This is a genomic window from Arthrobacter sp. NPDC090010, from assembly GCF_044748305.1.
Lineage (GTDB): Bacteria > Actinomycetota > Actinomycetes > Actinomycetales > Micrococcaceae > Arthrobacter_E.
This window is the reverse complement of sequence record NZ_JBIVFT010000001.1, coordinates 442,488-455,197: the sequence shown is the minus strand read 5'-3', so window position 1 is coordinate 455,197 and position 12,710 is coordinate 442,488. Positions and strand designations below refer to the sequence as shown.

Genomic DNA, 12,710 nt, shown 5'->3' with positions numbered 1-12,710 from the left:
GTCGCACCGGGGGTGCAGGAGAGGGAACATGACCGCACCATCGGGCCAGTCGCACTACGAGATCCTGGGAGTGCCCGTCACGGCCAGCACCCAGGACATCAAAGCGGCATACCGCCGGGCGGCCCGCATCTCCCATCCCGACCTCGGAGGCGACCCGGAGCGGTTCCGCGCCGTGACCCTGGCGTACGAGGTCCTGGTCGATCAGAAGACCCGGGCCGGGTACGACGCCTCCTATGGGGGAGGTTCGTCAAGGGCGGGGACAAGCCCTGCGGCGGGGAACGGCACCGGAGTGTGGGAGGCCGGAACCACTTCTCATACGACGTCACGTGGTTCCGGGCCGAAGACCAAGTCCACCGACCCCGCGGTGTTCGTCCCACCGCTGGACGGACCGGGCCAGCTTCTGACTCCGGTGGAGGCCCGTCTTCAGATGCACGGAATGCCGCGCCGCCGGGGCATCTTCGGGGCCGAGGCCCGGATTCGCAGGGAGCAGCGCGCAATGCAGATCCTCCTGCGTCACGTCGTGGCGCAGCAGCCTTCCGCCCGCCTGATCAACGGGCTGAGGGCTCCCGACGGCAAGACCTACATCGATCACGCCGTGCTGGCCGGATACCGCCTGGCGCTGGTGGACTCGATGGTGCTGCCGCATGGCGCCTACGCCTGGGACGGTGAGCGGCTCCTGCACGGTGGACGCTCCGTCCTGCCGCCCTTGCTGTCGCATTCCGTGCGGCATCTCCAGGATCTCTTCCCGGAGCTCCATGTGACCGGCTGGACCATGGTCCTCTCCCCCGATGAGAATCTGCACCAGCCGGTGATCGACCGTCGTCCGGGCGCCTCCGGGGGCGTCGAGGTGGGGAACGCCGCAGGCACCGTGCGCGGTCTGAAAGAGTTCCTCGGCTCGGGACCACAGCCGAACGTGGTGCACATGCCGTCACTGGCCCGGCTCATCCGGGGAATGCACTGAACCCTTGCTCGGCCGGTCCCAGTAGGATGGGTCCCGTGTTCCGCATCCTGTTCTACACCCCCGAGATCCCGGGCAACACCGGTAATGCCATCCGCCTGGCGGCCATCACGGGAGCCGAGCTCCACCTGGTGGAGCCTCTCGGCTTCGACTTCGACGATGCCAAGCTCCGCCGTGCCGGGTTGGACTACCGCGACCTGGCCGTGGTGACCGTGCACAAGACCCTGGAGGATGCCTGGGCGGCGCTGAAGCCACGCAGGGTGTTCGCCTTCACGAGCGACGGCGAGACCTCCTACACGGACCTGGACTACCTGCCGGGCGATGTCCTCATGTTCGGTCCGGAATCCGTCGGCCTGCCGACGGCAGTCAAGCAGGACCCGCACGTGACGGCACGAGTCCGCCTGCCGATGCTGCCGTCCCGGCGCTCCCTCAACCTGGCCAATTCGGCCTCCATCGCGGTCTTCGAGGCCTGGCGGCAGAACGGCTTCCAGGGCGCCCAGCTCTGATCCCTGGCGGAGGCTACTGCTCGAGCGGCCAGCAGAGGCAGAACGGGTGACCTGCGGGGTCGGCGTACACCTGGAAGTTGTCGCCGGGTTCCACTGCTTGGAGAACTCGCGCGCCGAGGGCGATCACTTCTTCGTGCGCCGCCGGAAAGTCATCCACCCATAGATCGAGGTGGATCTGCTGAGGCGGGGCACCGTTCGGCCAATCGGGCGCGACGTGATCCGGTGCGAGCTGCACCGCGATCCTCGATTCACCGTTGACCCGCACCGCGTGCCAGTCATCGTCCCGGCTCACCTGGCCGTCGAGCACTCCCGCCCAGAAGGCGCTTTCCGTTTCAAGGTCGGCGGCGTCGAAGACGACCACCTGTCGCATGATCCGCATGTCACGATTCTTGCGCACCGCTGGACACGGCACCACCCCTGCCCCACATCCGGGCTGGCCCGCTCCGCTCCGATCATGTCCGGAACGCTTGTTCCCTGCCAGCTCGCGCCTCGAATGCGCGATTCGGCACGGAACAAGCGAGCTCGTTCGACGCCGATACGCGTCACCGACAGCGCGTACGACGACGGCGGCCCACCTCCTGTTCAGGTGGTGGGCCGCCGTCGTCGTCACAGTTCGCAGCGCTCAGCAGAGCATCGCAGCGCGGCTATGGCACCACGAAGGAGAGCAGCATGACGCAGACGAAGCCGACCACGGAGATCAGGGTCTCCATCACGGACCACGTCTTGAACGTCTGCCCGACCGTCAGACCGAACAGCTCCTTCACCAGCCAGAAGCCGGCGTCATTGACGTGGGAGAGGAACAGCGAGCCGGCACCGATGGCGAGCACCAGCAATGCTGCATGGGCCGGGGAGAGCGAACCGGCCAGCGGAGCCACGATGCCTGCCGCGGTCACGGTCGCCACCGTTGCGGAGCCGGTGGCCAGACGCAGCGCCACCGCGATCAGGAAGCCGAGCACCAGGACCGAGATGTTGGCCCCTGTCGCCCACTTGGCGACGGCGTCGCCGACACCCGCACCGATCAGGGTCTGCTTGAAGCCTCCGCCGGCACCCACGATCAGGATGATGGCGGCGATCGGGCCCAGGCTCGCGCCGAGCTTCGAGGTGATCTTGCTTCCGGTGAACCCCACGGCATAGCCGAAGGTCACCATGGCGAGGATGACCGCCAGGGTCATGGCCACGAGCGGCTCACCGATGAAGTCCGCAAAGGTGCGGACCCAGGGGCCGTCCTTGGCCGGGGTGGCGATGTCCACGATGGCTTTGAACAGCATGAGGACCACCGGGAAGATGATCGTCATCAAGGTGATGCCGAAGCTGGGAACCCGCTTGACCTCCGTGAGGTCCGGACCGGTCTGGGTGTCGATGCCTCCTGCGACGGCGGGGGCGTCGACCGGGACCCAGCGGGCCGCCAGACGGGAGAAGAGCGGACCGCAGATGATCACGGTCGGGATGGCCACGGTGAGGCCGAAGATCAGGGTGAGACCGAGATCGGCCTTCAGTGCGGCGATGGCGACGAGCGGACCCGGGTGCGGCGGAACGAGGCCGTGCAGCACGGAGAGCCCGGCGAGCGCCGGGATGGCGACACGCATCAGCTTGAGCCCTGAGCGCTGGGCCACCAGCACGATGACCGGGAGGAGCAGCACGAGGCCGATCTCGAAGAACATCGGCAGGCCGATGATGACCGCGACGAGCGTCATCATCCAGACGAGCTTCTTACCCTGCGCCTTCTCCAGAAGGGTGTCCACCACCCGGTTTGCGCCACCGGAGTCGGCGAGGAGTTTGCCGAGCATCGCACCGAGGGCGATCAGCAGGCCAACCTCCTTGAGCACGCCTCCCACGCCGTCCTCGAAGTTGCTGATGACCTTGCCGAACTCGACGCCGGATGCCAGGCCCACGAAGGCCGAGCCGAGGACCAGCGCCAGGAACGGATGCACCTTGAGTTTGGTGATGAGGAGCACGATCGCGGCGATGCCCAGCAACGCCACGATGATCAGCTGAGTGTCGTGCCCGGTCCACGCGGTCGTGTTCATCGCGTTCCGCCCTCTCCGTGTGCGGTGGCCTTCAGGCCCAATGCGTCGATGATGCGGTGGGCTTCCTCCGCAGGGGTGCCCTCGATGTCCACGATGAGGACGTTCTCGTCCGGGGTGGGCTCCTCCAGCGCCTCGAACTGGGACTGTAGGAGTTCCGGCGGCATGAAGTGACCGTGCCGCGCCTGGAGGCGCTCGGAGATCCGCGTCTTGCCGCCGTGCAGGTAGATGAACACGACGTTGGGCCCGCGGAGCACATCACGGTATTTCTTCTTCAGCGCAGAGCAGGTCACGACGCCGGGCTCACCGAGGGTGTCACGGTCCTTGATCCAACCGGCGATGGTGTCCAGCCACGGCCAGCGGTCTTCGTCCGCGAGCGGATGCCCCTCGGCCATCTTGGCCACATTGGCGGCCGGGTGGAAGTCATCGCCTTCGGCGAGCTCCCAGCCGAGCGTTCCGGCGAGAAAGCCCGCCACGGTGGACTTGCCGGAGCCTGAGACTCCCATGACCACCAGCACCGGGTTTTCGATTGCAGTCTTCTCCATCGAGGTCTGCCCTTCAGAGGAATAAAGTATTATTTAATACCCCTGAACTCTAGACGCCGAAGGGGCCCCTTGCAAGGGGCCCCGGAGACTTAAATCACATTTTTAGAACCCTGCGAAGGTTCCCGAACCGTTGACGACCACCACGTGGAAGCACTCGGCCAAGACGTCACCGGAAGCATCCGTGCGTCGCCCGTTCTCCAGCAACTGGCCTCTGACCTCGGCATCCATAGCAGCCGGGTCCGGATGCTGCGAGGCATGGATGTGGATGGCCGCGAGCTTCGCCTCGACGGTGTCCCCGATGTCCTCGTAGTGGTTCTCGCGTTCCGCCGGAGCTGCCATGAACCAGAGCTGAGGCACCTTGAAGGCCGCCAGGCCCTGGGCCTCCAGCTCGGGGTAGGCGAAAGGGTTCTCCGCCGCCGGATAGACCGCGCGGGTGACGATCTCCCCCGCCGCGAGGTGGTCCGGATGGCTCTTCTGCAGACGCTCCCAATTACGTTCCGGGTGCATCGTCAGGACCACGTCCGGACGATAGCGCCGGATCAGGGCCACCACTTGCGAGATGACCTGATGCGTCACTTCGAGGTAACCGTCCCGCTCGTGCAGATAGTGCACTTCCCTGACGCCCACCAAAGAGGCTGCTGCGCGCTGTTCCTCAAGCCGTCGCGCGGCGATGTCCGCGTCCGCCTCGAAGCCTCCGGCGTCACCGTCGGTCATCACGCAATAGACGACCTCGACGCCGGCCGCCGTCCAGGCGGCGATCGTCCCGGCAGCGCCGAAGTCGACGTCGTCGGGGTGCGCGGTGAAACAGAGCACCCGCCCGCCCTCGCGTGGGGCGAAGGCGAGCGAGTGATGAGTGATGCTCACATTCAGCCCTTCCGGCGCCGGATCTCTTCGCTCGCCTGAGGCAGCACCGTGAAGAGATCGCCCACGATGCCGAAATCAGCGATTTCGAAGACGGGCGCGTCCTCATCGGTGTTCACCGCGACGATCACGCGCGAGGTCTGCATTCCGGCCTTCTGCTGGACGGCTCCGGAGATGCCGGCCGAGATGTACAGCTGTGGGGAGACGACGACGCCGGTCTGACCGACCTGGGAGTCGTGGCCGATCCAGCCGTTGTCCGTTGCGACGCGTGAGGCGCCGACGGCGGCACCCAGCACATCGGCGAGCTCTTCGACAGGCGCGAAATCGCCGTCCACGCCACGGCCACCGGCCACGATGATGCGGGCTTCGGACAGCTCAGGGCGGCCCGACTTCGGCTTGGCCGCACGGGACACCACACGGGCGGCCGTCGAGTACGCGTCCTGAGGCAGCTCGATGGCCTCCACCCGGCCGGCGACAGGCGCCTCCGAGGGCTCCACGGCGTGTGACTTGACGGTGTACACGGCCACGGCGCCGCGCGAATTCGCCACCGTGGTGTAGGCACCGGCGAGCACCGATTTCGTCGCAGCACCATCGGCTGCGAGGCTGACCACATCGGTCACGACGCCGGCGTTCAGCCGGACGCCGAGAACCGCCGCGATCTCCTTGGCCGACACGGAGTTCTCCAGCAGCACGGCGGTGGCACCGGAACGGGCCACCGCTTCCGCCACGAAGGCCGCCTGGGCGGCGGCTCCGAAGGAGCCGAGCTCCGCGGGTGCGGTGTAGCTCACGACGGCGCCGAACGCCGCGGCGGCCTCCGCTGCAGCGGCATCACCGACGAGCGCGACGGAGGTTTCGCCCAGGCTGCGGCCCAGGGTGAGGAGTTCCTGCTGGTTCTTCTTCAGAGTGCCATCGGGGCTTGCGATGACGATGAGGGCTTGGGTCATTTCTCGCTCCTGCTCGCGCTAGATCAGCTTCTCGGCGGCCAGGAACTCGACCAGCTTGATGCCGGCGTCGCCCTCGTCCGTGATGATGGTCCCCTGGGTACGGGCGGGGCGTTCCTGTGCCTCTGCGAGGACGGTCAGGGAACCCGCAGCGCCCACGGAAGAGGGATCCAGTGATACCTCGGCCAGAGACAGGGGATGGGTCTTTTTGCGCTTGGCTGCGATGATGCCCTTGAAATTGGGGTAACGCGGCTCATTGATCTGGTCCGTCACGGACACCACGGCAGGCAGCGCCGCCTCCAGAGTCTCGGCGTAACCGTCGACTTCACGGTTCACGGTCACCGTGGCGCCGTCCACGTCGAGCGACTTGGCATGGCCGAGGTACGACCAGCCCAGGCGCGTGGCGAGCTGGGCGGGGACCAACGACGTCTCGCCGTCGGTGGACGCCATCCCGGCGATCACCAGATCGATCGGGCCGTCCTCAGCGATCTTGCCGAGCGCGGCGGAGAGCGCCAGCGAAGTGGCCGCGGCGTCCGAGCCGGCCAGCGCGGGATCACTCAGGTGATAGCCCTCGCCCGCACCGATCTGCAGGGACTTCTTGATGGAGTTGGACGCGCCTTCCGGACCCATGGTCAGGGCGATCACGCTGTTGCCGCCCTTCTCTCCCCCGCGCGCTTCGCTGAGCTGCAGAGCCGCCTCCAAGGCGTACTCGTCGAGTTCGGACAGGATGCTCTCGGCACGGTCCACGCTGTGGCCGGGGCCGGAGAGATGGCGGTCGAACTGGGCGTCCGGGACATGCTTGACCAAGACCACAATCTTCATGGTTCTCCCACAAGTGTTCTCACGCAGGCCCGTGGTTCAGGCCTGGCTGACGGGATTCACCGCCCACGGGCGGTCAGTCGTCCCCGGCCCTCCTCATCGGGGACCGGACAGGCGGCTGTATCCCCAAGCTTGCCATAGACGACTGGCCGGGTCCCGCCGGGGTTCACGGTGCGTCACCGTGAACCCCGTGGGACCCGGCCAGGAAAGGCAGATCCGGCGCTGATCTAGGACTGCGCGGAGCCCAGGGTGACCTGAACGTCCATGCTCTTGCCGTTGCGCAGAATCTTGACGGTCACAGTGCTGCCGGCCGGCTGCTCGCGGACCGCTGCCGTCAGCTCCTGCGAATCGGAGATCGCGAAGCCCGCGAAGTTCGTGATGACGTCACCCTTGCGGATGCCGGCCTTCTCCGCCGCGGAACCGGAGCTCACGCTCACCACCTGTCCGCCGTCCGAGAAGGCCGAGGAACTCGAGGAACCGGCCGGAGCGCTCTGCACCGTGGTGCCCAGCTGGCCGTGGGTGGCCTTGCCGTTCTGGATGATGTCGTTCGCGATCCGCTTCGCGTAGTTGATCGGGATGCTGAAACCGACGCCGATGTTGCCGGAGCTGCTGCTGTCACTGGAGCTGCTGCTGCCCGCGGTGGCGATCGCGACGTTCACACCGATCACCTGTCCCTGGCCGTTGACCAGCGCACCACCGGAGTTACCGGGGTTGATGGCGGCATCCGTCTGGATCACGTTGAGGTAGACCGAGCCGCCGGAACTGCCGCTACTGCTCTGGCCGCCGTTCGGCGGGGCGAAGTTGTAGCCGTTGCCGTTCTGGCCGGAGCTGTCGCTGCCGTTGGAAGGGACCGCCGAGGACTGCACGGAGATGGTGCGGTTGGCGGTGGAGATGATGCCGTCCGTGACCGTGTTGCTCAGGCCGAGCGGGGCACCGATCGCGATCGCCGTGTCACCGACGTTGATCTTCGAGGAATCTCCGAGGGTCGCCGGGGAGAGTCCCTTGGGATCGACCTTGATGACGGCCAGATCGGAGAGCGGGTCAGTGCCGACCACCGTCGCCGGGAGGACCGCGCCACTGCTGGTCCTCACCTGGATGGTGGCGCTGGCGGTAGCCCCGTCCAGGGTGACCACGTGGGTGTTGGTGAGGATGTGGCCCTGATCGTCAAGCACGATGCCTGAGCCGGTGCCGGAGGAGTTCCCGCCGGTGGCCGCGATGGTCACCACGCTCGGCGCCGCCTTCGCCGCGGCTGCGGTCACCGCCGTCACGCTGTCCTTGTTGTTGATGACAATGCCGCTCTGTCCCGTGGTGTCCGGCTGAGAGCTCGCAGTCTGCTGGCCATTGATCAGACCGCCGACGCCGGCCGAGATGCCACCGCCGAGCAGGCCTGCTGCCAGGACGGCGACGACCAGGGTGCCGACACCCACCTTCCGGGCGGTCTTCGGCTGAGCCGGCTGGTAGCTGTGCGGAGCAGCGTGCTGCGGCTGTCCGCTCTGCTGACCATAGAAGTGCGGTGCGGGCTGTCCGGCGGCTGGTGCCCCCGGGGCGTAAGCGGGCAGCGGAGGCTGCACGGCTGCCGGCTGCGGAGTGGACCACTGCTGGTGGGCCTCGGGCTGCTGGCGGAATTCCGGCTGTTCCGCAGAAGGCTGTTCCGCAGAAGACGAGGCCGCGCCGAACGTCGCCGCTTCCTCGGCGGAGGCCGGAGGTGCGACGGGGTGGCTCGGCAGAGCCTGCGTCGGCTCGCTCGGGCGTTGGATCGGCATCGTGGGGTGTTCCTGGGGCGTGGGTTCTTCCGAGGAGGAGCCGCCGTGCCCTGCGCTGGGGTTCTCGGTCATCGTTCTGCCTTTCAGATTTCGTCTTCTGGCTTCCACTATTCCCAAGGAGTCTGAGCGGACTGAAAGCCCTTCCTGATTATTTCCTGAAAGGTACATCGACTTCCTCCCACCCTGGGGAACCATTTCGCCGACGGCGGAGTTCTGCTGATGGACGCCTTTTCCGGGCGTGCCTAGAATCGAGGAAAAGCCTCGAAGCGGCCAACGGCTGGGCAGTACGGCTGGGGGACGCGACTACTGCGGTACCGCACACGGCGGGCCCGCGACTGCTGAAAGGTCACCGATGCGTACCCTCTTGAAACAGGCCCGAGTGGCGCTGGCCCTCGGGCTGAGCCTCGCGGCGCCGCTGGTTCTCGGCGCCGGGGCCGCCCACGCCGCGGACCCCGTCACCATCGGGGCCGGGCAGAACATCGTGGATCCGGGCAACAAGCTCGACACGGGCAAGGTCCAGTCGGCGATCAGCAAGCTGTACAAGGACCAGAAGATCAACCTCTATGTGGTCATGGTCGACAAGTTCAGCAACCCGGCGGACCCGCAGGCCTGGGCCACCGCCGTCGCGAAGCAGAAGGGCATGGGCTCTTCCGATCTGCTCTACACCGTCGCGTACGACGGCGGGCAGACGTACCTGACCCGCGGTCCGGGCAGCAAGATCACCGAGTCCCAGCGGACTGCGATCAGGCAGGCGGCGACCGAACAGCTCGCTCAAGGCAAGAAGGACTTCACCGCGGCAGCGGTGGCCGTCGCGCAGACGACCGACAGTCAGCTCTCCGGTCCGGGGGCCACACCGTACGTGGTGGGCGGGGCCGTCGTCGTGCTGGGTGGCGCCGGGGCCTTCTGGCTGGTCCGCCGTCGTCGCAAGGCCGCCGAGGCCGCCGGCATCGAGAACGCCGTGGACGAACAGGATCGTCTGGCACGGATGAGCATCGAGCAGCTTCGGGCCGAAAGCGGTCCACTCCTCGTCGCGGCCGACGACGCCATCAAGAACAGCGAGCAGGAGCTCGGTTTCGCGGAGGCGGAATTCGGTTCGGACGCGGTGAAGGACTTCTCCGCCGCCCTGACCCAGGCCAAAGCCCAGATGGCAGAGTCGTTCAAGTTCCAGCAGCAGCTCGACGACCACATTCCGGACACCCCCGAGCAGCAGCGCGAGTGGCTGACCCAGATCATCCAGTACTCGGAAGCCGCCGTCGCGTCACTCCAGGACCAGAAGGCCGCATTCGACGCACTGCGCGAACTGGAGAAGAACGCGCCCGCCGCCGTCGCTCGCATCCGCGGTGACGCAGCTGCGGCATCCGCAGTGGTGGAGGAGGCCGAAAGGAAGCTCGAATCGCTCCGCCAGGGTTACGCCGCATCGGCCCTCGCACCGGTGCACGACAACATCGCACAGGCTCGCGAACGGCTCGAGTTCGTCGGAAACGCGCTCAGCGCCGCGGATCAGAACCTCCAGGCCGGTCAATCCGGCCAGGCCGCCGTCGCCGTGCATGCCGCGGAATCCGGACTGGCTCAGGCCCGCAAACTGGTCGACGCCATCGGCTCCGTGGATAAGAACCTCGAGACCGCGAAGGCCTCGCTGGAGTCGGCAGTGTCCCAGGCGGCCCAGGACCTGGCGCAGGCGAAGGCCTATGCCCAGGGCGGACAGCACCCGGAACTGAACGGTCCCATCGGAGGAGTCGAGTCCGCACTGGCCACCATCAAGGGTCGTTACCAGGACGGGCACCTGGACCCCGTGGCCGACCTTCAGGCCCTCGCCAATGCCACGGGCACCCTCGATTCGGTGCTGGGCGGAGTACGCGACCAGCAGGAACAGGCACAGCGGGCCCGTGCCGCCCTCCAGCAGAGCATCGTCACCGCGCAGTCCCAGATCAGCGCCACGAACGACTACATCGCCGCCCGGCGGGGCGCCGTCGGGACTGAGGCCCGCACCCGGGTCGCCGAAGCCCAGCGGAACCTCGACTACGCGATCTCCATCGCGCAGAACGATCCGGTCCAGGCGCTCAACTACGCCAACCAGGCCAATGCACTGGCGGGCCAGGCTGCGCAGCTCGCCCAGTCCGATGTGAACGGCTTCGGAGGCGTGAACCAGCAGGGCTTCGGCGGAGGCATGTTCGGCGGGAACGGCAACGGCGGAGGCCTCGGAGGGGCCATCCTGGGTGGCATCCTCATCAATTCCATCCTCAACAGCGGCAACCACCACGATTCCGGTGGCTGGGGCGGCGGTTGGGGCGGGGGCGACTCCGGTGGAGGTTTCGGCGGCTTCGGCGGAGGAGACTCCGGCGGCTGGGGCGGCGACTCCGGCGGCGGAGACAGCTTCTGACCGACAGACCGATTGACTGATCTATCACTCATCACCAACCACGCGTCCATGACAGCGTCAGCGGCATCCGCCGTGGCGTCCAAGGGCAACACGAAAGGTAACACCATGGCAAAGCAGTCCATCTTCGGTCGCATCGCGCAGCTGGCCAAGGCGAACATCAACGCCCTGCTCGACTCGGCGGAGGACCCCCAGAAGATGCTGGACCAGATGGTCCGTGACTACTCCAGCAACATCTCCGAGGCCGAGTCGGCCGTCGCTCAGACGATCGGCAACCTCCGGATGCTCGAGCAGGATCACGCCGAAGACGTGAAGAACGCCCAGGACTGGGGCAACAAGGCTCTCGCCGCGTCCCGCAAGGCCGACGACTACCGCGGTGCCGGAAACACCGTGGACGCCGACAAGTTCGACAGCCTGGCCAAGGTCGCACTGCAGCGCCAGATGACGGCCGAGAACGAGGCCCGTGCGGCCGAGCCGAACATCGCGGCGCAGACCGAGGTCGTGGACCGTCTCAAGACCGGTCTGGAGCAGATGCGGGGCAAGCTCAACGAGCTCACCTCCAAGCGCAATGAGCTGGTGGCCCGCGCCAAGACGGCTCAGGCCCAGACCCAGGTCAACGACGCCCTCAAGAGCATCGACATCATGGACCCGACCAGCGAGGTGGGTCGCTTCGAAGAGAAGATCCGCCGCGAAGAGGCCAAGGTCCTCGGCCAGCAGGAACTTGCGGCCTCCAGCCTGGACGCTCAGTTCAACCAGCTCGAGGACCTGGGCGAGCAGACCGAGGTCGAGGCCCGGCTGGCCGCACTGAAGTCCGGTGGCAGCCCCGCCGCCATTTCGGGTGCGCCCGCCGCCACGGCAGCCAAGCCGCTCGCAGGTGCCGGGACCGTGGACGAGGCCGACTTCGACCGCCTCTGATCCCTGACAGGCGAAGGACCCCGGACCGTGACGGTCCGGGGTCCTTTCGTTTCCGCTGTCAGCTGTCCCCAGTGGCGCATAGGGTCCTCCAGTAGGCGGTTCAGCCGCTGGCAGGCACCCGATGCAGGGCAGCCTGGGGGGAAACCGGCCGGGAGCCTCGGGGCTAGCGCGGGGCGAGCAGCTGGAACAGCCGGTGGTCCTGCCACTGCCCCTGGATCTTCAGATACCCCGGGGCCAGGCCGAACTCGGTGAAGCCGTTCTTCCGCAGGACTCTCTGGGAGGCCTCGTTGTGCAGGAGTGTGCCTGCCTCCAGACGATGCAGCTGAAGGCGCTGGAAGCCGTGCTCCACGGCCGCAGAGACGGCACGCGTCGCCAGTCCCCTGCCCACCCGGTCCGCCGCGACCCAATAGCCCAGCGAAGCCGATTCGAAGGCGCCACGCACGATCGTGTTGAGGTTCAGCCTGCCCGCGATGGCCCCGTCGTCGTCGAGGATCACGAAGGGCGCCCTGGTGCCCTGCGCATGTCCCTGGAGCGCCACGCGAATCTCGTCCCGCTGACCCTGCACCGTGAAGTAGTTCTCCGGACGGATCGGGTCCCAGGGGGCCAGGTGCTCGCGGCTCGCGCGAAGCAGGGCGGCCAGTTCCGGAGCGTCGTCCGGGGAGATCAAACGCAGTACGGTCATCAGCCCATCCTCACTCTCAAGGGCCCGGGCGGCAAACCATCACGGGGTTGAGTCCGCACTTTCTCGGGATTCAGAGGATCGCAAGCCCGAGAAAGTGCAAGGTGAACCAGTGCCGCTTCACACCGCTGGCCTAATCAGGGAAAGCAAAAGGGCCGGAACCATATGGTTCCGGCCCTTGCCAGTTGCGGGGACAGGATTTGAACCTGTGACCTCTGGGTTATGAGCCCAGCGAGCTACCGAACTGCTCCACCCCGCGTCGCAAGAACTACTCTACCGGCTGGTGAACCACAGACCAAATCGAGGTGACGTGATCCGCGTC

Annotated in this window: 12 protein-coding genes and 1 tRNA gene; 4 read left to right on the top strand and 9 right to left on the bottom strand. The window is 67.0% G+C overall.

Annotation, left to right across the window (positions count from 1 at the left end):
• Window positions 1–28: 28 nt before the first annotated feature.
• Both ACIPXZ_RS02160 and ACIPXZ_RS02155 read left to right on the top strand, forming a co-directional pair.
• Window positions 29–961 (top strand): J domain-containing protein, encoded by a 933-nt coding sequence (locus ACIPXZ_RS02160; protein WP_400590485.1) that lies wholly within the window; start codon window positions 29–31, stop codon window positions 959–961.
• Between the two features lie 35 nt (window positions 962–996).
• Window positions 997–1,464: a tRNA (cytidine(34)-2'-O)-methyltransferase gene (locus ACIPXZ_RS02155; protein ID WP_400590484.1), complete on the top strand. Its 468-nt coding sequence runs from the start codon at window positions 997–999 to the stop codon at window positions 1,462–1,464.
• A gap of 13 nt (window positions 1,465–1,477) precedes the next feature.
• On the opposite strand, the gene ACIPXZ_RS02150 is transcribed toward ACIPXZ_RS02155, so the two are convergent.
• The 7 genes from ACIPXZ_RS02150 to ACIPXZ_RS02120 form a co-directional block, all read right to left on the bottom strand.
• Complete coding sequence (locus tag ACIPXZ_RS02150; RefSeq protein WP_400590483.1) at window positions 1,478–1,843, bottom strand: VOC family protein; 366 nt, start codon at window positions 1,841–1,843, stop codon at window positions 1,478–1,480.
• A gap of 265 nt (window positions 1,844–2,108) precedes the next feature.
• Window positions 2,109–3,491 (bottom strand): gluconate:H+ symporter, encoded by a 1,383-nt coding sequence (locus ACIPXZ_RS02145; protein ID WP_400590482.1) that lies wholly within the window; start codon window positions 3,489–3,491, stop codon window positions 2,109–2,111.
• Window positions 3,488–4,033 carry a gluconokinase gene (locus tag ACIPXZ_RS02140; protein ID WP_400590481.1) on the bottom strand — a complete coding sequence of 182 codons (546 nt, stop codon included), beginning with the start codon at window positions 4,031–4,033 and terminating at the stop codon, window positions 3,488–3,490. Before ACIPXZ_RS02140 ends, ACIPXZ_RS02145 begins: the two co-directional genes overlap by 4 nt.
• Before the next feature lie 102 nt (window positions 4,034–4,135).
• The gene (locus ACIPXZ_RS02135) at window positions 4,136–4,897 is read right to left on the bottom strand and encodes a PIG-L deacetylase family protein (protein WP_400590480.1); all 762 of its coding nucleotides are present in this window, start codon (window positions 4,895–4,897) and stop codon (window positions 4,136–4,138) included.
• Between the two features lie 2 nt (window positions 4,898–4,899).
• Window positions 4,900–5,838 carry an electron transfer flavoprotein subunit alpha/FixB family protein gene (locus tag ACIPXZ_RS02130; protein ID WP_400590479.1) on the bottom strand — a complete coding sequence of 313 codons (939 nt, stop codon included), beginning with the start codon at window positions 5,836–5,838 and terminating at the stop codon, window positions 4,900–4,902.
• A gap of 18 nt (window positions 5,839–5,856) precedes the next feature.
• Entirely contained in the window at window positions 5,857–6,657 is an 801-nt protein-coding gene (locus ACIPXZ_RS02125) for an electron transfer flavoprotein subunit beta/FixA family protein (RefSeq protein WP_400590478.1), read from the bottom strand.
• Window positions 6,658–6,881: 224 nt separating this feature from the next.
• Window positions 6,882–8,489: a S1C family serine protease gene (locus tag ACIPXZ_RS02120; protein ID WP_400590477.1), complete on the bottom strand. Its 1,608-nt coding sequence runs from the start codon at window positions 8,487–8,489 to the stop codon at window positions 6,882–6,884.
• Window positions 8,490–8,769: 280 nt separating this feature from the next.
• Here ACIPXZ_RS02120 and ACIPXZ_RS02115 point away from each other — a divergent pair, with 280 nt between their 5' ends.
• Both ACIPXZ_RS02115 and ACIPXZ_RS02110 read left to right on the top strand, forming a co-directional pair.
• Window positions 8,770–10,797 (top strand): TPM domain-containing protein, encoded by a 2,028-nt coding sequence (locus ACIPXZ_RS02115; RefSeq protein WP_400590476.1) that lies wholly within the window; start codon window positions 8,770–8,772, stop codon window positions 10,795–10,797.
• 105 nt (window positions 10,798–10,902) lie between these two features.
• A complete protein-coding gene (locus ACIPXZ_RS02110) occupies window positions 10,903–11,709 on the top strand; it encodes a PspA/IM30 family protein (RefSeq protein WP_400590475.1) in 807 nt (268 codons plus the stop codon).
• 163 nt (window positions 11,710–11,872) lie between these two features.
• Here the strand turns inward: ACIPXZ_RS02110 and ACIPXZ_RS02105 are convergent, their stop codons facing one another.
• Together ACIPXZ_RS02105 and ACIPXZ_RS02100 are read right to left on the bottom strand one after the other, a co-directional pair.
• Window positions 11,873–12,391 (bottom strand): GNAT family N-acetyltransferase, encoded by a 519-nt coding sequence (locus ACIPXZ_RS02105; protein WP_400590474.1) that lies wholly within the window; start codon window positions 12,389–12,391, stop codon window positions 11,873–11,875.
• 182 nt (window positions 12,392–12,573) lie between these two features.
• Window positions 12,574–12,647, bottom strand: a tRNA-Met gene (locus ACIPXZ_RS02100).
• Window positions 12,648–12,710 lie beyond the last annotated feature (63 nt).